Raw genomic sequence first — 18,286 nt, 5'->3', positions numbered from 1 at the left:
GAGATCTTTTTGTAAGAAATAAATAATCTTAATTTAAGTCTTCTAATCTTTTTATAGAAGATAAACCATCTACAATTCTATTTTTTTGTTGCATTAGTATAGTTTGTGTGCTTGTTGGTAATGAGGTTTGAGAAAGAACTTCACTATATTCTTTGACGGCAGCCTCTTCTCCTCGTATAGCTTCTTCTAACATAGATTCTGCATTATCTGCAGATACAAAAGCTTTGACATCCATCCAAGTACGGTGTAAAGAGCCGGTAAGACTTCCTCCTTTGTCTACTTCTTGTCCAAACGCTTTAATTTCAGACTTTAATTCATGTCCAAAGCTGTTACGTTCTTGAGATTTCTGACTGAAATAATTCTTTAATCCAGCATGATCTGAATTCTCTGCTGCCTTTTTAAAGCCTTTTTCGGCATCATAGGTTTTCTCTAATAAATCATTCAATTTGTTTCCAACTTCTTCAGAATACGTTTTCATAAATATTTTTTTTAATGAACAGTAATTATTTTGAGATGCTTACTGATTAACATCTTATTAGCTATATAAATAGTAACTAATTACTATTGTATATAAAGACTACTTTCTATTTTTTTTCTTTAATATACTTCTTGTGACTACTAGGATGACTCCAGAAGCAAATCCGCTTACAAGTAAGTGTAGAAATTGTAACATCATCTTTTTGTTGTGTAAATTCAAAACAAATATAATTCTGTAATAAAGCTTTTATTTGCTCAGATAAGTCAAATTTTAACTCATTTAAATTTTAACTTTTTATTGGCTAAATAGTTTGTTTTTAGCAGATTAAATAGCAGAAAAAACAGTGGTTATGTTATTAAGGCTAAAATGTAATTGTCTTTTTGTTTTTCAATTTTTCACAAAGTTGTTCTAAAAAAATAGATTAATTTTAAGATTGTATTTAATATATCCAGAGAACATCTAGTTGGGTTATCCTATTGATAATCTTATATTTTTTGTTGAACAATTCTTTTATGTATTTTGATAAATCTACTTAAACTAAAGTTTCTGAACTCTTTACCCATTTTTGAACTTAGATTTTATAATCAGTAGTAGGGCGATCTTCAATGGTTTTTCTTATCAGTATAATTTTACAATTAAAGGAAAAACCTAATAAAAACATACATAGTCCAATACTGAATTAACAAGGTAGACCAGTATGGGTTGATTTTTTTATCAAGTTTTAATATATGTTTTATAGTTTTTTACCAATGGAGAGTCTATATATCACTGCAATTATAGCAATTACAAGTAGTGCGTGTATCAAGTTGCCCACAGGAAAAACCAAAAAGCCTAGAATCCATCCTAGGATTAAAATTACTACTAGTAGCCAAATAAGATTTTTCATGATTTTAATTTTAAATTATTAGTATTAGCTTTAAAAGTGATTGAACATCTTTTCATAGCATTAAACTGTCATATTAAAAGTATAGAAAATCAATATTGTTTATTTACTATATCGCTACAGATCTAAACTGATTTAAATATATACTATGCTATTAATTAAGGATTTGACCGTTTTCATCAAATTCAATATCCTTTTTTTTTCCTTTTATTTTTAATTCTACATCATAAAACTTTCCTTTAGCATGATGATCTACTTCTTCTATTTCTACAATTTTGTAATCATCAAAATCTGATTTGATCTTATCTTTAATTTTTTTAGGTAAATCTTTCTTTTTAATGTTTCGTTCAGTTTCAACCCATTGACCAGACACATCAAAATCTGCCCTATAATGTTCTCCTTTGATTTTAAAATTTGATTCATAATACCCATTTTTATCTTTATGCCAGTCAGGATCATTTTCTCCTGGGTATTTTAATTTAAAAGTTTGTTTTACTTTTTCAGGAATATTGTTTTGTGCAACAGATTGATAACTGATACCAAAAAATAGAGAACACATGTAAAAGAATAAGGGATATTTCATAATATTGAGTGAGGTTGTATTTGTAAGTATTTAAAAATCATTTTTTTTGTAAAAAGGGATCTAATTAGTTGATTTCCATCTCGACGAGGTGAATATTACAAACATCAATACATTTTTCACATGCTGCTGCACATTTTTTGAAGTAATCGTATTCCAGTTTTTCGCACTCTTTTGCACATTTTTTGCACGAAGTTTTACATTCCTTTAGTAAATACCTCATTTCACTTTCAGTACAAGCTGGTAACTCAGAAGCATACTCACATATTTCTGCACAGATCAGAGTATTTGTAATAGCTTCTTGTAATTCATTTACGTTTTCTTCCTTTAAGGATAAGTATGCGCAGTTTCTGCAGTGCGCAGCACAATTTATCAAGGCTTCAATTATATGAATATTTTCCATTTTCAATGCTTTTTGGATTTAAACTCAATATAAGTGATAGTAGAATATTTTATTTGCTCATATGCAATTGCATTTAACTATATCAAAACTTTGATTCCATGAAGAAGATTTAATAACTAAAGACTTATCTCGAAAACAACACACAATTATTTAAGTTTACTTTGTGGGATTGCTCTGGGAGTATTGATTCATATCCTAAAAATAATAGACTTCTTTTTATTAAAAATATAAAGTGATTATTAAAGCAGTTTTTCATCTTTTTGCAAACTAGGTTTACCATATTCTGCTTTATAGATTTGTACTACAATAAGAAAGAGACTTATTAATAATGGACCAAATATTAGTCCTATAAATCCGAATAAAGGGACACCCACAATAACTCCAATCAATGTTATAATAGGATGAACATTGTCTAATCGTTTTAAAGTATATAATCGTACTAAATTGTCTGATGAACCGACAATGACAAGACCGTATATTAAAATACCCCATGCTTGAAAAGTATGACCAATAGAATGTGTAATTATAAAAACTGGCAATATGGCTATCAATGTACCTATAAAGGGAATCATAGATCCCACCGTAACAATTACAAACCAAAAAAATGGATCTTCGATACCAAAAATCAAAAAACCTATAAGAGCTACAACTCCCTGTATGATAGCAACTAGTGGGATACCAATGGCATTAGATCGTACCATTTTCTGGCTTTCATTTCCTATGATTTTTAAGTTATTTTCGTTAATAGGGATATATTCAAAAAGAGATTCTCTCAATTTTCTTCGGTTTGTAAACATATAATATAGTAAAAAATACATTATTCCGATAGAAATAAATACATTAAATGTACCTCCTGCAAATCTTTGTAAATTCTCCGTAACCCAAGAAGAAATAGCATCTGGATCCATTTGAGAACTAATATCATAACCTAATTGATTTTCCCAGGTATTTAGCCGTCCTTTCAAGGCAATAATGATTTTTTTAGAGTTTTCAGTGACATCACCAATTTTATTTCCCAACATAAATAAGACTCCGGTCACAGGCATTAATATACCTACAAAAGAACTTATCATCAAGGTAATCGCTGCAAGGTCTGGATGCCAGCCGTTTTGCACTAATTTCACCATCCATTTACGCAAGATTACATAGATGGTGATGGCTCCTAGTATACCTGAAAGATAAGGTAAAATTTCTCTGAAGATAAGCCCACCGATTAGGAATATAAGAAGTAATACAAAAATCTGCCGTATAATGTTTGGGCTAATACTTTTCATTACTAGTTAGGGTTTTATTCTTTGAAAGGTTGTTATCATGCTACGACTTCTTCTTTCTTAACTAAACCTAATCCATTGGGGAAATCCAATGTCCGAATTGGGAAGGGAATATTGATATTATTCTTATCATATGCTTCTTTCATCAACATGATGGTCTCGCTTTTAGCCTTAGCAACTTCTAAAGCGGATATAGAGTTAATCCAGAATCGAAGCTCATAATTGATCGCACTATCGCCAAATTCTCTCCATAAAAACAAAACATCATCTTTTTTTTGTACAGCTTTAAAATTAGTGACTATGGTTTCTTTTGTGAGTTTTTCTACAAATCGCAGATCTGATTCATATCCAACTCCACACTCAAGAATGACGCGAGATTGAGCCGTTGTAGAGTAGTTTTTTATTGGATTGTCAACTACTAATTTATTAGGTATATAGACTAGGTTATTATCAACTTGTTTAATCGTAACTGCTCGTAGATCGATATCAATAACTTCTCCCTCATAATCATTGGTCTCTATCCAATCCCCAAATTTTAGATTTTTTATATAGGATAGGATAATTCCTGAGTAAGTATTGGCTAAAGCGCCCTGTAGAGCCAAACCAACAGCTAGACCAGCGACTCCTGCACCGGCAAGAATAGTATTTAGAGCTTTGTCAAGATTCAAGATTCCTAAAATCAGAAACAATCCAAAAATGATTACTAGCGCAGAAGTTATTTTGGCAATTAAGTTTTTCATAGATCTCTGTAGACTGCTCTTGCCAAGTATTTTTCTAATTAATTTGCTAATATATTTTGAAGCTATAATCACTACGATAAATACAAAAATAGCGATCAAAATGTTTGGTAAGTTCACTACAATTGCGTCTACCCAAGATTCTAGTTTTTCATACATCTTATTCCAGGCATTGATTAGTTTATCATTCATTTTTTTATTTTTTTTTATTATTCAATATTTTTTAAAAATGTAGGTGTGTAGTTTTCTAATAATTTTGAAATTGCATGTTCTGAATGGGTGAAATAATTCCCTAATTGATCAGAATTATCTATTTTATCAAACACCTTTTTTATAGAACTATCTTGGTAAGATGATACTACGAAGGGATGTACATAATATTTGCGACACACATTTCTAGTGTTCCCCAGACTAGTCGCAGCAACATCATATGCTTTTAAAATATTCTTTTGTTTTTCTTTTTCTATAGTACTAACTCCTAAATCCATCAGGGTTTCAAAAAAAACTGTAGTTGCTGCCCATGTTCTGAAATCTTTTGCCGTAAAAAGATCGCCACTTATATTATGAAGGTACTCGTTAACCATACTACTTTCAATACTGTGCTTTTCTCCCCGTTCATCATAATATTGAAACAATTCCCAACCTGGTATTTCTTCACAACGATTGACTAATCGGATTAGTTTTTTATTACGTAGAGTTACGGAATGTTTCTTCCCTTTTTTACCTACAAACTCAAATTTAAGTTTGTCCTTTTCTATGTTAACATGCCGTGTTCTCATCGTGGATAAACCATAAGTTTTATTACGTTTGGCATATTGCTCGTTACCAATACGGATGTGGGTTTCTTCCATTAAACGAATAATAAGTGCCAATACTTTTGTTTTTGGCCAGCCTTCTTGTTCCAGATCTTGATCTACTTGTTTTCGTATTTTAGGAAGTTGCTTCCCAAAAGCAGTCATCTTATAAAACTTTGTTTGGTTACGTATTTTATTCCAGAGAGGATGATATCTATATTGTTTTCGGTTTTTCAAATCTCTTCCAACAGCTTGTAAATGCCCATTATCTATAGCAGCAATTTTAACATGATTCCAAGCAGGAGGAATTACAAGACTTTTTATTCTATCTAAATCCTTTTTGGTTGATATCTGGATTCCGTTTAAAAGATATCGAAAACCTTTCTTATGTTTTGACCGAGTTATCGTCAATTTTTTATCATTTACATATACCAAATCTAATTGATCAATAACCATTTTGGGTTCTTTGATAATTTGTGTGAAAAATTTTGGATTTGTAAAATCTGTTTTCATTATGGTATATTTTTAGAATAAAAATGACCTCTCAAATATTTCTAAGAGGCCATTTCGTCAAACTAACCATATCTATCTGGAATTAGATATATTATTTAGTGAAAATCACCTTAGATTTTTTTAAGCCAGATTTAAAGGCGTTAATATCCTTTACATATTTAAATTGATCGTTGAATACTCTATTTGGTTTTTCACCCATAATAATATGTTTTACGTTGAGGTCAGGAGCATTTAGAATTACACGATCGGAAACTCTTAATTTTTTGTCACCGAGGTCTTGATCTAATTCTTTCAATCTAGAAATTACATACAATTTGTCATTAGAAGCAATGATCTCTTTTATATCGATAGAATGTTCTTTACCAGTTACTTCTGCCTCCACAGTCAATGTCAATTCTTCTTTCTCTCCACTATTTGGCATATCAACATCCACATAAGGTACTTCTACCTCTACTTCTTCCATAACCACAACAACTTTAGGAATTTTAACCATTTTAGTTCTGGTTCCTACATTCACATCTGCCCAATCTACATCGTATGTAGGAAGTTGCCCCGCTTCTGCATCTATTTCTACATCTACATCAGGTAATTTTGCTTCTTTTTTTTGTTGCACATCACAACTACTTACTAAAAGGATAATCATCAATAATCCTATAAAATTTTTCATAATAAAAGGTTTTTTTGTTTAGGAATTATAAGGGCTACCGTGTGTTAACACATCACATTTGCTCTAATGATATATTTTTTACGTTTTAAGACTGTAAGCAGCCCCTATTTTCATACTCCAAAAGTAAGGTCGATATTTTGATAAGTTGTGCGCATATACAATTTTCATTGACTGTTTTGATAGTCAAGTTAGAGGATATGAAGAATATTATGAATAGGTATTGAGTTAATAAACGTTGCAATTGCGCACCACCAATAAAGATTAATTCCTCAAATTGTACTTTATAATACCTTTAAAACTAAAATGATATGAGTCCTAAGAAAAAACCTGATTTTTCTAACTTGAAAGCATTATGTATTAATTGCACACTAAAAGGCTCAGACCAAAAAAGTCACACCGAAGGGCTAATGAATGTGTCTATGCAAATTATGAAATCTGAAAATGTAATCGTAGAATATTTTCGATTAGTAGATTATGATGTTGCTTATGGATTGATGCCTGACATGAAGCAAGAAGGAAAAGAAAAAGATGATTGGCCAGAAATCTATAAAAAAATAATGTATGCTGATATTCTAATTATAGGAACACCTATCTGGTTAGGAGAAAAATCATCTGTAGCCACAAAATTAATTGAAAGGCTATATGGTATGAGTGGTAAAACCAATAAAAAAGGGCAATATGTTTATTATGGAAAAGTAGGAGGATGTGTCATTACAGGTAACGAAGATGGGGTAAAACATTGTGCAATGAGTATCTTGTACGCCTTACAACATTTGGGATTCAGTATACCGCCACAGGCTGATTGCGGATGGATTGGAGAAGCAGGGCCAGGGCCAAATTATCTTGATAAAGAGTCTGGTGCAAAGAACAATGTCTTTACGAATAGAAACACTACTTTTATGACTTATAACTTACTCCATCTAGCTTTTATGTTAAAAAATAATAATGGATATAATTCATATGGTAATTCTAGAGAAGATTGGGATGATGGTACAAGGTGGAATTTTAGAAATCCTGAATATCGTTAATCTATCATTTTTAAGAAAAACAGATAGACTACCATGAAATCTACGTTGAAGTTTTTAAAAAGAGTAAAAAGTACTGTCTTTCATAGTATCGCATTTTACCCTGTATTAATTAGTGCAGGATTCTTTTTTTTGGCAATCACCCTGCTATTTGTAGAGAATCTTGAGGTTATAAATGCATTAAAAAAAGAAGTGCCTTATCTTTTGGTACAGGATAATGAAACTGCCAGAACGATTCTTTCTACATTATTTGGTGGAATATTGTCATTGACCGTTTTTAGTTTTACCATGGTAATGGTAGTGTTAAATCAAGCTTCTTCTAACTTTTCTCCTAGACTTCTACCAGGGTTAATATCTAATAAAAAGCATCAAATCATATTAGGGTTTTATATAGGAACTATATTATATACAATAATTGTTTTGATGTCATTGGGAGCTTATGGTTCATCTACAGATGCCGTAGGATTTTCTGTGATGGTGGCAGCAATACTAGGAGCATTCTGTATTGGGTTGTTTGTGTATTTTATTCATAGTATATCTCAATCAATACAAATACATAATATTATAGATAAGATTTATGCATCCTGTACTAAATTGCTTGAAAAAGAAAGAGCTGATCAAGGAGATAATGATGTTGAAAATCAAAATGTATCGAATCAATATTGGAAAATTCTAAATAGTGAAAAAACAGGTTATTATAGATCATTTGATGTTACATTATTAAAGAATTCTTTGAAAAACAGAGAAAATATAATAGAAATTATACCTTATGTAAATCAACATATCTGGAAAGGAGATCCTGTACTTGGTATCAGTGAACCTATTTCTGAAGAGGAATTAGCATCCCTACATATTTGCTTATATATTTTGTCAAATCGCCATGAAGATGATAGTGGTGTTGGTGGTATGATAAAATTAACTGAGGTAGCCGTAAAAGCATTGTCACCTGGTATTAATGATCCGGGAACTGCTATCAATGCTATTTCTAAATTAGGTCAATTAGTACACCAGATATTAAAAATTCAACCAAAAACTATTGAGGGTATAGTTGATTGTGAAATCACTATTATTCATAATAAAATAAGTGCTTCAGAACTGATGCGTATTGTGATCGAACCGATTCGTGTATACGCCAAGGGGGATAGTACAGTTTCCTATGAACTTTTGAGCGCTTTGATTTTTGTTAGAAATAGTAAAGATATATATCCCAGGTATGTAGAGGCTTTACAAGATGAAATTATGTCACTAAGCAATGACCTAAAAAAAAATATAAGTAATAATCGAGATCTAAAACGTATCTTAGAGTTATTAGAGTCTTAATTTTTTATTCAATTTATGAAAGCAACACCGACATTACTCTGTATACCTGATATAAGCGGATTCACTAAATTTATGAGTGATACCGATATTGAATTAAGTTCTAAGGTTATTCCTGCATTACTCAACAAAGTAATATACGCAAATAAATTAGAACTTAAAGTATCTGAAATTGAAGGAGATGCTATCTTGTTCTATAAAACAGGGGGCTTACCCACTTTTACAGAATTGGTTTATCAATGTAGACTATTTTATACTGAGTTCTATGTACAATTAAAAATTTTACAAAAACAATATAAAAAAAATAAAGAGGTTGACAATATTCCTGATATGTTGGGTCTAAAAATAGTTTTACACTATGGAAAAGAAATTAGTGCCGTTCCTATTGGTAAAAAGATTAAATTGATGGGTGAAGATGTGATTATAGCTCATCGGTTACTTAAAAATGAAATCCCTTTAGAAGAATACATATTGATTTCTGAAGCTCTGCTTTCAGAATATAATATAGACAATATTGAACGTAATTTTGAATGGGGAGAACTTCGTGAACTGGAAGCTGAGTATAAACATATCGGCGAGATCAATTATAGTTATATTGGCTTAAAACACCTTGAGGATTAGTAATTCTTATGTGTTACTTTCATAAATTTTTTAGAATATAATATTAAGAACATTTTAAGTAAGCTTAATTATACTTCTATAAAGCACCTTCATTACAATAGAGTTAAGATAAATAGTATATGAGCAAAAGATGCCCTTTTGCTCAAAGTATCTTTGTACAGAACAAAAAGGGTAATGTAATCCTGTTGTTCGACTTCAATATATTATTAATTTTAAAAAAATTGCTATGAATTATTTGAACATGAATGAGAAAAAGCTTTTGCCCGTTGTACTAGAGTTAAATATACTTTTAGCTGATTACAATATATACTATCAAAAATTAAGAGGTTTCCACTGGAATATTTTAGGAAAAAACTTCTTTGATCTTCATAATAAATTTGAAGAATTATATAATGATGCTAAAATCAAGATAGATGAAATTGCAGAGCGTATCTTAACATTACAGCATCACCCGGTAAGCCAATTTAAAGAATATATAAAAATGGCTACAGTAGAAGAGATTATACCATTAATGAAAGATACAGAAATGGTAGAAGAACTTCTAAGGGATCATAAAAAAATATTAGCCCAAATGCGTATTATACTAATGCATGCCGAAGAGGTAACAGATGAAGGAACTATTGATATGATTGGGGCTTATATCGGAGAGTTAGAAAAATCGAGTTGGATGTTAAATGCCTGGTCAAAGAATACATCTGATCAATTAGATACAAGTATGATCAAGCAAGTATAATATAAAGAAATAATAACTTTTTTAAAACTTATAAAATGAAAACGATAAATTTTTTAATTACGCTACTAATTACTTTTACTATGACGGGTGTTATTGCGCAGGATAACACACAAATTATAAAAACAAGAACTACTAAAACGTTCAATTTTAAAAAAGATGGTAAGACCATACCATATAGAATCACTGTGTATAAAACTGGAAGATCTAAAGTTATATTAGATGAATCTGACAAAGGGAAGTTAAATCAAGACAGACAAACTTCTCCTCAAGAGGTAACAAAACTAATATATGTAGATAATGATATGTATAGCGATTATGATAAGTATATTGTATTAAGATATACCAAAGACGCTAATGATAGTTTTGAATTGAAACCAACAGAAAGAGGCTTCAAGGTGATAGTAGATAAGAAAAACGTAGAATATATATTTGGGGAAGGAGTATATTTTGTGAATAATGAAGATAAAGACTTCTTCTTTGTTGATGAATTTGATTCTATCTAATAAAAAAGTAATATTTTAACTACATCAAATTAAAAAGACTCCTTAAGAAGGGAGTCTTTTTAATTTGATGTAGTTAATAAAACTAGTAATACCTCATTTTTATATGTATATTAACAAAATCTTTAAAAAATGAGAGCAGAAAAACATTTTTTGTTTATTATTTTTGAAATTACTTTAGACAGTTTTTCACATTCAAAATCATTTTACTATGTACGCTGAACCAACGACTGCAATAGAGATTAATATCACGGCTAAAGATACTGAGGGTACCGTTAGGCAAATTCAGGATATTATAGGAGGGAAAATTGAAGAGAGATGGGGAGAATATATGCTCACAGTTAATAACTTAAATGCGCACGGTACGATTCGGTTTATTACATTTGACTGGGGAGTCAATTTGTTAGAGTATGATATTATATTTCATAAAGAATTTGTACTAGTTATGGATGCTTCAGAGTATAATCCTATACATTTTGCATATTGTCTTACGGGACATTGTGGACATCGTTTTGGATACCAAAAAGAGATACATACTTTAGAACAGTTTCAATCCGTGATTATTACTAGTCGAGATGGTGGACATAACTATGGCTATTTTCCAAAGGAGGAGAAATTAGAAATTAATGTAATACAAATTGCCAGGAAAAAATATCTACAAAAAAGGCTCAATAATGTATCACAGCTTAATGAAAAACTATATAAGGTTTTTATGGATGAAGATCACGAGAAAGCTTTCGCATATTTTGGTACCTTTAATCTTAAACTAGCTGATCAGATAGGTGCTTTGCGAAAAATAAAACAAAAAGGAATGATACGTATATTACAAATAGAAGGTATGATTTACCAAATTTTGTCTATGCATATTCAACAACATGATCGTGCTATGAAAGAAGAAGTACTTCCAACAACACTTTTAAAAAGAGAATTAAGATTAATTAGAAGTTTGGCTAAGAAAATTATCAAAGATGTAGCCAAAGATTATTCTTTAGAACAACTCTCAGAAGAAACAGGGTTACCACAAGCTAAGCTTCAGGAAGGGTTTAAGTTGTTATATGCCAGGACAGTAACAGAATATATTCGTCACGTGCGATTAGAAGCTGCTAGAGATTTGATACGAACTACTGATATGAATATCTCAGAGATTGTTTATTCAATTGGATTTAGTAGTAGAAGCTATTTTTCGAAAATTTTTAAAGAAAAGTATGATATCAGTCCCAATGATTTTAAAAACAGAACTGAATTGCCTATAGAAGAATTTGTGGGCGTGTCATAATTATATTATTTAAAGAGCCTTTTGATTAAATAGAAGATTCCATATTTTTTTACTGCACTGAGTATTGTAGAAACCCATTGATACGGTTGTAAATCATCTTTGAACTCAGATCTCAGAAGTTTCATTTCTTCTAGACATATCTGACGTTGTAAATTCAGTTTACGTAAGTCTTGTTCTATCTCTTTAAAAGAGGTGTATGTTTTTTTCATAAGGTTAATCAAAAAATTCTTCAGACATTTTTTTTATAATGTTTTTGTCAATTTTTTTACGTAAAAGATATGATATTCCAGTAAAAACAAAAAGAGTTACAGCCATTACCAAACAGGCTAATGCAGTACTGCCGATAAATTGACCCAACCAAATTGCTCCGGATACAGTCAAAAAAATTAATGCTAGAAAAAGCAAGCCACCAATAATGGCCAACTTGCTTAAAAATGAAAATGCTCTCGCCAGTTGCTGGAAAGCTTTTAGTTTGTAATATTCCTGGGAAGCCTTAACATAAGTTTCTCCAGCATCAAATGCTTTGTTTGACGTTTCATTTATTGCGTTAATCACTCCCATTACGATTTCTGTAATTTTTTGTTCTTGGCTTTCAACTCACTTAATTTTTTTTCAAGAGAGGTAATTACATCGTCTGCTTTATAACTTGCATCAGAAACTAGAGATTCAATTTTGGTATCTAATGTTTCTTTTTGAGTAGACATAGTATTAGTAATTTGATGTTGAAGATTAGAGGCCTCTCTTGCTAAATGATCTTTTGTTGCTTGCGCTTCATCTGCTATTCTTCTTCTTGTATTTACTCCTTTATCAGGGGCAAACAATATACCTAAAGTAGCACCAATTGCGGTTCCTGCTATAATTCCTAAAAATGTATTACCATTATTACTCATTGTTTTTGTTTTTTAGTTTATAAAATATTTACTACAAAATTCATCAAAAATAGCTGTAAGCTTTAACTCAAACCGTAAGGATGTTAACGGATATGATTTTTAGGCAAACGAACTAACATTTATATCAAAAGCGTTCATCCTTTTATTGTTCTCGATCTATCTTTGATAAGTAGCTAAAAGACATCAAATGGCAAATACAATCACAACAACTTATCCTTTTACAGGAGAAGTTTTAAAAAAATACACCTTGTTTACAGACAAAGAAATTGATACTTCACTACATAAATCTGAGGAAGTATTTCTAAAGTGGAAAAAACAATCATTACAGAACCGTACCAGACTTTTGCAAAAATTGGCTGACGTGTTGAATCAACAAAAAAAAGAATATGCAAACTTAATTACCATTGAAATGGGTAAGCCTTATCGGGAAAGTGTTGCAGAAATAGAAAAATGCATTAGGTTAATTGATTTTTATGAAAAAAATGCAGAACAATTTCTTGCAGATGAACTTATAGAAACAGAGGCAAAAGAAAGCTTTATTAGTTATGACCCTTTAGGATGTATTTTGGCTGTCATGCCTTGGAATTATCCTTTCTGGCAGGTAATGCGCTTTGCCATTCCAACTATAACAGCAGGAAATACAGCTATATTGAAACATGCAAATAATGTCACAGGATGTGCTTTGGCCATTCAGGATCTTTTTGAAGCCTCTGGATACCCAGTGGGTTGTTTTCAAACTTTACTTGCTAGTCATAAACAAATAGAAAAGATAATAGAAAATGATATAGTGAAGGCAGTGAGCCTTACCGGAAGCGAAAAAGCTGGTCGTACTATTGCTGAAATAGCAGGAAAAAACCTTAAGAAAACAGTATTAGAATTGGGAGGTAATAATGCTTGTATTGTATGGGAAGATGCAGATCTTGATAAGTATATGGATACTATTGTAAAAGCCAGAATGCAAAACGCAGGTCAAAGTTGTATTGCGGCTAAACGCTTTATTGTAGTGGATGAGATTTATGACAATTTCTTAGAAAAATTTAAAGAAGCATTAAAAAATATAAAATTTGGGGCTCCATTAGATCCTAAAACTGAACTAGGTACATTGGCAAGGATTGATCTTGTAGAAGAAGTACAACGACAAATTGATGAATCTATAGAAAAAGGAGCTATAGTATTAGTAGGCAATAGAAGAAATAATACATTTTTTGAACCTACTATTCTTATCAATGTAAAATCAGGAATGCCAGCTTTTGATGAAGAAATTTTTGGTCCTGTAGCTGCCATAATTAGAGCAAAAAATAGAGATCATGCTTTTAAGTTGGCATCCCAATCTACTTTTGGATTGGGTATTATGTTATTTACACAAAATGTTGAAGAAGCAAAAAAACAAATTGATCATGTTGAGGATGGTACTTTTTTTATCAACGAAATGATAAAATCAGATCCAAGATTACCTTTTGGTGGTACTAAGGCTTCAGGATATGGTAGAGAGCTTTCCAGAGAAGGTATTTTGGAATTTGTAAATAAGAAAACAGTTTACATAAAATAATATTAATTAAAATAAACAAAAATGAAATTTGTAAAAGAAGAAGACGAAGAAAGAAGAGACTATATTTTTCAGAAAAATACAAAGACAACAATAGGAACAAAATTTATTGTGCTAGTATTGATTTTGTTAATTATAGGAGTTATTGCTTCAGGAGTATTTTTAGAATTCTTTTAATCATCAGTTAGTTATTGAATAGAATTTAATTATTGTATAAATTGCAAAGTTCTTTGAAAAATCTTGAAACAAGATAGAAAAATAAAACCCTTGGCGAGCCAATAATAGTTCGATAAGTGTGTTTAAGTGTGAGTGATTTTTTCAAAATGGGGATTCAGGAATTATTCAATCCTCATTTTTAATTTTAAAATAATTTTGATATGGCAAAGATAACAGAAGTAACCCTTGACAAAATTCCAGAATATGTTGCGGTAGATGATACCAAAACAAATAGAATAATCGTAAAAACCGAAATAGAATTTCATCCATTAGATATTTCTGGAAATATGGAGTATTTATTACATCTTTTTGTATATGATGTTCACGGAATCAAAGATGTTCCTGTATTGATTTCAAATTGGGATGATACCAAAGTATTACGAGTAGTCAGAAATGAACGGAGGGATGATTTCTTATGCAAGGAAAGTGTTTTGATAAGATCAGAAGATGCAAACAAAAAAAATATGAGTATTAAAATACCCATGAAGATCAAACTAGGGAAACTACAAGACAATACTTCGATATATACCAGAAAATTTGAAGTTTTTGCTACACTTATTCCTGCAGTGGATAGAGTATCAAAGTGGTCAAAGCCTTTTGAGTCGCAGCTGGTTTTTTAAATTGATAAGCTTATCAATTTCATTACTTTTGGAACACATAAATTATTAAACACTTTTTGAAATTATATTATGGAAAAATTAGGACTAACAAAAGAAAATTGGAAACAATTTGTAGAATGGATTTGGGATTTTATCCCTGGATTGATTTCTGCTATTGTGATTCTTTTTGTGGGAATGTGGGTAATTAATATTTTTAGCCGAATGCTTCGTAAATTTTTTCAGAAAAAAGATTATGATGAAACCTTAGAGAACTTTTTATATGAAATCATTAGTATTGGACTCAAAATACTATTACTAATTTTGGTGATTACTCAATTAGGTGTTCAAACCTCTTCTTTAGTTGCTATCTTAGGAGCAGCAGGATTAGCTGTTGGGCTTGCGTTACAAGGTTCTCTTGCAAACTTTGCTGGAGGCGTACTCATTCTGTTTTTCAAACCTTTTAAGATAGGTGATTTTATTGAAGCACAAGGAATATCGGGAACCGTAAAAGAGATTTCCATCTTTACTACCAAACTTAACACTTTTGGTAACCAATTAGCAATTATTCCGAATGGGAAATTATCTAATGATAATATTGTAAACTACTCTTCTGAAGGAATACGACGTGATAAAATTGATATTGGAATATCTTATACTAGTAACATCAAAGAAGCAAAAGATATATTACTTGATTTAATTAATAGTCAGGAAGAAGTTTTGAAAGACCCTGTGCCAGAAATTTATGTTTCTGATTTAGGGGATAGCGCAGTAACATTATCTTTACGTTATTGGGCGTCAAATGAAGATTTTTGGGCAGTTCATTTCTACACTATTGAAGAAACTAAAAAGCGTTTTGAAGATAAGGGTATATCAATACCATTTCCACAGAGAGAAATTCGTATACTTTCAAATGCTATGGAATTGCAAAACACATTAAAAAAAGAACAATAAATTAAGATAGAAATAATTAAGTATAAAATTAGAGGTTCAACGAAGCGCTACCAGAGAGAGGCTATAGCAAAGAAAAACTGCTCAGATAGAAAATACTTCTTAAAACTGTAAAAAAGTTGTAAACCTTCAAAATATAGTAGTAGAATTAATATTGTATAAGAGCGAAGACAAAGTAGCTAATATAATATTTTCTCACTATAGGCAAAAGTAAAGTTAGTATAGCCAGAGAAAATAGGAAGACATAAAGATGAGAATAGGGAAATAAAAATAACAAGCAATTAACCTTAAGTCTTAAGTGTTTGTAAAACAACGTTTACAGCACTTTTCTTTTTACCACCAAACCGAATGAACTAATCTTTTAAATAAAATGCAGGATTCAATATTCCTGCATTTTATTTAAAGATAGTATTGGTAGTTAAAGAATCAATTTTTCAAGAGATGATATAATTTTTCAGCTACCTCTTCTGATGATGCTGGGTTTTGTCCTGTTATTAGGTTTCCATCTTGTACTGAATAGGAGTGCCAATCTTGAGTTTTGCTGAAGGTAGCACCATGTTCCTTTAACATATCTTCTACCAAGAAAGGCACTACATCGGTCAGTTCTACCGCAGCTTCTTCACTATTAGTGAAGCCAGTAACTTTTTTTCCTTTAACCAAATATTCACCATTAGTTGTTTTAACGTTTTTTAGAGCAGCCGGAGCATGACATACGAGACCTGTGGGTTTGTTGTTTTCATAAAATGATCGTATTAGATTTATAGAGTATTGATTATTACAAAGATCCCATAAAGGACCATGGCCGCCAGGATAAAATACTGCATCGTAATCCTTCTCATTTACTTTAGAAAGTTTAAGAGTTTGACTCAGTTTTTCCTTTAATTCTTGATCATTATGAAAGCGTTTAGTAGCCTCTGTTTGATTTTCTGGCTTGTCGCTACTCGGATCTATAGGAGGTTGACCTCCTTTTGGTGATGAGATTGTAATTTGAACTCCCTTATCCACTAAATAGTAATAAGGAGAGGCAAATTCTTCAACCCAAAACCCTGTTTTTTCTCCAGTATCTCCAAGCTTATTGTGAGACGTTAATACAAATAAAAATTCCATAGTTAATTCCTTTAATTTATCTTGTCTTAATAAGTTGACATCTTATCTTTTCTTCTTTCAAGTTGGTCGTTTAGATCTCTTATTGTTTCTGCAATAGCTTCTTCAAAACTTTTTTCGTCTGATGATGCAAATAGTCTGGGACCTGGAGCACTTAGGCGGATACCACAAACATGACCAGTTTCATCACTTCTATTTTCTTTTTTGAAAAATATATCTCCTCGTATAATAAAAGGATATTTATTAGCCAGATTGCTTAATTTTTCTTCTGTAAAAGATTCTAATCTATTACTTGCACTTACATTAGTGTATTCAAAAACTGTTTTCATTTATTTATAATTTCTGTTTTATTAGTTATTACCGTTGTAGGCAAAAGCTTTGTATTTTAATAAAGCTACAAATACAACTCCACCTATAGCATTTCCGATAATCGCAATTCCTTGAAAGGAAAGGTAATCTATTAATGTGATATTTTTTGATACGATTAGTCCTGAAAAAACCTCAATATTTCCTACAATACTATGGTGCAATCCCATAGCGCCGATTACTGCTGTAATGATATAAATTACTAAAATTCTACTAATCGTGCTATCTGAGGAAGTAAGTAACCAGGATAGCAAACCCATTAACCATCCTGCTAATATCGCACTTACGAATATCACAGTAAGATCACTATGTAGCACGTGTTCTGAAACTTTTTCAACAATTTTTATATCAAAAATCCCTAATTTGGGACCAATCCAAATGGCGACGATGCTTATTAATATTCCTCCAAAAATATTTCCTGTAAGTACTAATCCCCATAGCCTGAAAAGATCTATTATTTTTGATTTTTTATTCAGTACGGGTAGTGTAAGTAAAGATGTTTGCTCAGTAAATAACATAGATTTACCTAAAACAACGAGAATAAATCCAACTGGATACACTAATGCATTTATCTTCCATACTACCGCACTATTCGTTTCATCAATAAAAAAAGCGGTCATTACACAGATGAGTAGAAAACTAAATCCGATTTCTAACCCAGCAGAGAACGAACTCAATAGAATACTTGAATTTGTTTTGTTGTAAATAACCAATGCTTCCGATACTTGTTCCCGCAATATTTCAGAATGCGACATAGGTGAATTTTCTAAAATTTCACCTTTTATGTTTTTATCAATTTTCAATTCTGGATCTTTTATC

At 30.9% G+C, this 18,286-nt stretch carries 24 protein-coding genes; 10 read left to right on the top strand and 14 right to left on the bottom strand.

The features are described from left to right. Positions 1-28: 28 nt before the first annotated feature. The 8 genes from FOF46_RS09760 to FOF46_RS09725 all read right to left on the bottom strand — a co-directional run bounded on the left by FOF46_RS09760 (position 29) and on the right by FOF46_RS09725 (position 6,326). Positions 29-478, bottom strand: coding sequence for a ferritin-like domain-containing protein (locus FOF46_RS09760; protein ID WP_143916324.1), 450 nt, complete (start codon positions 476-478; stop codon positions 29-31). Positions 479-1,211: 733 nt separating this feature from the next. Beyond that, positions 1,212-1,364 (bottom strand): lmo0937 family membrane protein, encoded by a 153-nt coding sequence (locus tag FOF46_RS09755; protein WP_143916323.1) that lies wholly within the window; start codon positions 1,362-1,364, stop codon positions 1,212-1,214. Positions 1,365-1,515: 151 nt separating this feature from the next. Continuing rightward, positions 1,516-1,944, bottom strand: coding sequence for a PepSY-like domain-containing protein (locus FOF46_RS09750; protein WP_143916322.1), 429 nt, complete (start codon positions 1,942-1,944; stop codon positions 1,516-1,518). A gap of 64 nt (positions 1,945-2,008) precedes the next feature. Beyond that, the gene (locus FOF46_RS09745) at positions 2,009-2,344 is read right to left on the bottom strand and encodes a four-helix bundle copper-binding protein (protein WP_143916321.1); all 336 of its coding nucleotides are present in this window, start codon (positions 2,342-2,344) and stop codon (positions 2,009-2,011) included. A 239-nt stretch (positions 2,345-2,583) separates the two neighbouring features. Beyond that, a complete protein-coding gene (locus FOF46_RS09740) occupies positions 2,584-3,618 on the bottom strand; it encodes an AI-2E family transporter (protein WP_143916320.1) in 1,035 nt (344 codons plus the stop codon). Positions 3,619-3,653: 35 nt separating this feature from the next. After that, positions 3,654-4,544 carry a mechanosensitive ion channel family protein gene (locus FOF46_RS09735; RefSeq protein WP_143916319.1) on the bottom strand — a complete coding sequence of 297 codons (891 nt, stop codon included), beginning with the start codon at positions 4,542-4,544 and terminating at the stop codon, positions 3,654-3,656. A 17-nt stretch (positions 4,545-4,561) separates the two neighbouring features. Continuing rightward, on the bottom strand, positions 4,562-5,659 hold the full coding sequence (locus FOF46_RS09730; protein ID WP_143916318.1) for a DNA topoisomerase IB: 1,098 nt from the start codon (positions 5,657-5,659) through the stop codon (positions 4,562-4,564). A gap of 91 nt (positions 5,660-5,750) precedes the next feature. Beyond that, positions 5,751-6,326, bottom strand: coding sequence for a hypothetical protein (locus FOF46_RS09725; RefSeq protein WP_143916317.1), 576 nt, complete (start codon positions 6,324-6,326; stop codon positions 5,751-5,753). A gap of 308 nt (positions 6,327-6,634) precedes the next feature. Between FOF46_RS09725 and FOF46_RS09720 the strand changes: the two genes are divergently transcribed. The 6 genes from FOF46_RS09720 to FOF46_RS09695 all read left to right on the top strand — a co-directional run bounded on the left by FOF46_RS09720 (position 6,635) and on the right by FOF46_RS09695 (position 11,798). Beyond that, positions 6,635-7,354, top strand: coding sequence for a flavodoxin family protein (locus tag FOF46_RS09720; protein WP_143916316.1), 720 nt, complete (start codon positions 6,635-6,637; stop codon positions 7,352-7,354). A 33-nt stretch (positions 7,355-7,387) separates the two neighbouring features. Further along, positions 7,388-8,671 carry a DUF2254 domain-containing protein gene (locus FOF46_RS09715; protein ID WP_143916315.1) on the top strand — a complete coding sequence of 428 codons (1,284 nt, stop codon included), beginning with the start codon at positions 7,388-7,390 and terminating at the stop codon, positions 8,669-8,671. Between the two features lie 15 nt (positions 8,672-8,686). After that, positions 8,687-9,289, top strand: coding sequence for a DUF2652 domain-containing protein (locus FOF46_RS09710; protein ID WP_143916314.1), 603 nt, complete (start codon positions 8,687-8,689; stop codon positions 9,287-9,289). A 226-nt stretch (positions 9,290-9,515) separates the two neighbouring features. Then, positions 9,516-10,022, top strand: a complete 507-nt coding sequence (locus FOF46_RS09705; protein ID WP_143916313.1) for a Dps family protein — start codon at positions 9,516-9,518, stop codon at positions 10,020-10,022. Positions 10,023-10,057: 35 nt separating this feature from the next. After that, complete coding sequence (locus tag FOF46_RS09700) at positions 10,058-10,525, top strand: hypothetical protein (protein ID WP_143916312.1); 468 nt, start codon at positions 10,058-10,060, stop codon at positions 10,523-10,525. 208 nt (positions 10,526-10,733) lie between these two features. Beyond that, entirely contained in the window at positions 10,734-11,798 is a 1,065-nt protein-coding gene (locus FOF46_RS09695) for a helix-turn-helix domain-containing protein (RefSeq protein WP_143916311.1), read from the top strand. 5 nt (positions 11,799-11,803) lie between these two features. On the opposite strand, the gene FOF46_RS09690 is transcribed toward FOF46_RS09695, so the two are convergent. Genes FOF46_RS09690 through FOF46_RS09680 form a run of 3 tightly spaced genes read right to left on the bottom strand, consistent with a single transcriptional unit; the run spans position 11,804 to position 12,688 of the window. Then, positions 11,804-12,007 (bottom strand): DUF6327 family protein, encoded by a 204-nt coding sequence (locus FOF46_RS09690; protein WP_143916310.1) that lies wholly within the window; start codon positions 12,005-12,007, stop codon positions 11,804-11,806. Positions 12,008-12,011: 4 nt separating this feature from the next. Further along, positions 12,012-12,353, bottom strand: a complete 342-nt coding sequence (locus FOF46_RS09685) for a phage holin family protein (RefSeq protein ID WP_208746765.1) — start codon at positions 12,351-12,353, stop codon at positions 12,012-12,014. 5 nt (positions 12,354-12,358) lie between these two features. Then, the gene (locus FOF46_RS09680; RefSeq protein ID WP_143916308.1) at positions 12,359-12,688 is read right to left on the bottom strand and encodes a YtxH domain-containing protein; all 330 of its coding nucleotides are present in this window, start codon (positions 12,686-12,688) and stop codon (positions 12,359-12,361) included. A gap of 187 nt (positions 12,689-12,875) precedes the next feature. Here FOF46_RS09680 and FOF46_RS09675 point away from each other — a divergent pair, with 187 nt between their 5' ends. From FOF46_RS09675 to FOF46_RS09665, 4 genes are all read left to right on the top strand, one after another. Further along, positions 12,876-14,237: an NAD-dependent succinate-semialdehyde dehydrogenase gene (locus tag FOF46_RS09675; protein WP_143916307.1), complete on the top strand. Its 1,362-nt coding sequence runs from the start codon at positions 12,876-12,878 to the stop codon at positions 14,235-14,237. 21 nt (positions 14,238-14,258) lie between these two features. Next, positions 14,259-14,411 (top strand): hypothetical protein, encoded by a 153-nt coding sequence (locus FOF46_RS31460; protein WP_167571783.1) that lies wholly within the window; start codon positions 14,259-14,261, stop codon positions 14,409-14,411. Positions 14,412-14,611: 200 nt separating this feature from the next. Then, complete coding sequence (locus FOF46_RS09670) at positions 14,612-15,070, top strand: hypothetical protein (RefSeq protein WP_143916306.1); 459 nt, start codon at positions 14,612-14,614, stop codon at positions 15,068-15,070. Positions 15,071-15,139: 69 nt separating this feature from the next. Beyond that, positions 15,140-16,000, top strand: a complete 861-nt coding sequence (locus tag FOF46_RS09665; protein ID WP_143916305.1) for a mechanosensitive ion channel family protein — start codon at positions 15,140-15,142, stop codon at positions 15,998-16,000. A 423-nt stretch (positions 16,001-16,423) separates the two neighbouring features. Here FOF46_RS09665 and FOF46_RS09660 read toward each other — a convergent pair whose 3' ends face one another. The 3 genes from FOF46_RS09660 to FOF46_RS09650 are packed head-to-tail and all read right to left on the bottom strand — an operon-like array spanning position 16,424 to position 18,270. After that, positions 16,424-17,104 carry a type 1 glutamine amidotransferase domain-containing protein gene (locus FOF46_RS09660; protein ID WP_143916304.1) on the bottom strand — a complete coding sequence of 227 codons (681 nt, stop codon included), beginning with the start codon at positions 17,102-17,104 and terminating at the stop codon, positions 16,424-16,426. A 26-nt stretch (positions 17,105-17,130) separates the two neighbouring features. Further along, the gene (locus tag FOF46_RS09655) at positions 17,131-17,430 is read right to left on the bottom strand and encodes an HPF/RaiA family ribosome-associated protein (protein WP_143916303.1); all 300 of its coding nucleotides are present in this window, start codon (positions 17,428-17,430) and stop codon (positions 17,131-17,133) included. Positions 17,431-17,451: 21 nt separating this feature from the next. Beyond that, positions 17,452-18,270: a formate/nitrite transporter family protein gene (locus tag FOF46_RS09650; protein ID WP_244299597.1), complete on the bottom strand. Its 819-nt coding sequence runs from the start codon at positions 18,268-18,270 to the stop codon at positions 17,452-17,454. Between the last annotated feature and the right edge of the window lie 16 nt (positions 18,271-18,286).

The sequence above is a fragment of the Aquimarina algiphila genome (genome assembly GCF_007489275.1).
GTDB classification, from domain to species: Bacteria; Bacteroidota; Bacteroidia; order Flavobacteriales; family Flavobacteriaceae; genus Aquimarina; species Aquimarina algiphila.
The sequence above is the reverse complement of the archived record's forward strand: the minus strand, read 5'-3'. Positions and strand labels throughout refer to the sequence as shown.

Coding starts and splice junctions, on each gene's coding strand:
- FOF46_RS09670 (WP_143916306.1), top strand. CDS start 14,612: ATGGCAAAGATAACAGAAGTAACCCTTGACAAAATTCCAGAATATGTT.
- FOF46_RS09665 (WP_143916305.1), top strand. CDS start 15,140: ATGGAAAAATTAGGACTAACAAAAGAAAATTGGAAACAATTTGTAGAA.
- FOF46_RS31460 (WP_167571783.1), top strand. CDS start 14,259: ATGAAATTTGTAAAAGAAGAAGACGAAGAAAGAAGAGACTATATTTTT.
- FOF46_RS09750 (WP_143916322.1), bottom strand. CDS start 1,944: ATGAAATATCCCTTATTCTTTTACATGTGTTCTCTATTTTTTGGTATC.
- FOF46_RS09690 (WP_143916310.1), bottom strand. CDS start 12,007: ATGAAAAAAACATACACCTCTTTTAAAGAGATAGAACAAGACTTACGT.
- FOF46_RS09660 (WP_143916304.1), bottom strand. CDS start 17,104: ATGGAATTTTTATTTGTATTAACGTCTCACAATAAGCTTGGAGATACT.
- FOF46_RS09725 (WP_143916317.1), bottom strand. CDS start 6,326: ATGAAAAATTTTATAGGATTATTGATGATTATCCTTTTAGTAAGTAGT.
- FOF46_RS09755 (WP_143916323.1), bottom strand. CDS start 1,364: ATGAAAAATCTTATTTGGCTACTAGTAGTAATTTTAATCCTAGGATGG.
- FOF46_RS09740 (WP_143916320.1), bottom strand. CDS start 3,618: ATGAAAAGTATTAGCCCAAACATTATACGGCAGATTTTTGTATTACTT.
- FOF46_RS09760 (WP_143916324.1), bottom strand. CDS start 478: ATGAAAACGTATTCTGAAGAAGTTGGAAACAAATTGAATGATTTATTA.
- FOF46_RS09680 (WP_143916308.1), bottom strand. CDS start 12,688: ATGAGTAATAATGGTAATACATTTTTAGGAATTATAGCAGGAACCGCA.
- FOF46_RS09735 (WP_143916319.1), bottom strand. CDS start 4,544: ATGAATGATAAACTAATCAATGCCTGGAATAAGATGTATGAAAAACTA.
- FOF46_RS09655 (WP_143916303.1), bottom strand. CDS start 17,430: ATGAAAACAGTTTTTGAATACACTAATGTAAGTGCAAGTAATAGATTA.
- FOF46_RS09710 (WP_143916314.1), top strand. CDS start 8,687: ATGAAAGCAACACCGACATTACTCTGTATACCTGATATAAGCGGATTC.
- FOF46_RS09695 (WP_143916311.1), top strand. CDS start 10,734: ATGTACGCTGAACCAACGACTGCAATAGAGATTAATATCACGGCTAAA.
- FOF46_RS09700 (WP_143916312.1), top strand. CDS start 10,058: ATGAAAACGATAAATTTTTTAATTACGCTACTAATTACTTTTACTATG.
- FOF46_RS09675 (WP_143916307.1), top strand. CDS start 12,876: ATGGCAAATACAATCACAACAACTTATCCTTTTACAGGAGAAGTTTTA.
- FOF46_RS09705 (WP_143916313.1), top strand. CDS start 9,516: ATGAATTATTTGAACATGAATGAGAAAAAGCTTTTGCCCGTTGTACTA.
- FOF46_RS09745 (WP_143916321.1), bottom strand. CDS start 2,344: ATGGAAAATATTCATATAATTGAAGCCTTGATAAATTGTGCTGCGCAC.
- FOF46_RS09720 (WP_143916316.1), top strand. CDS start 6,635: ATGAGTCCTAAGAAAAAACCTGATTTTTCTAACTTGAAAGCATTATGT.
- FOF46_RS09715 (WP_143916315.1), top strand. CDS start 7,388: ATGAAATCTACGTTGAAGTTTTTAAAAAGAGTAAAAAGTACTGTCTTT.
- FOF46_RS09730 (WP_143916318.1), bottom strand. CDS start 5,659: ATGAAAACAGATTTTACAAATCCAAAATTTTTCACACAAATTATCAAA.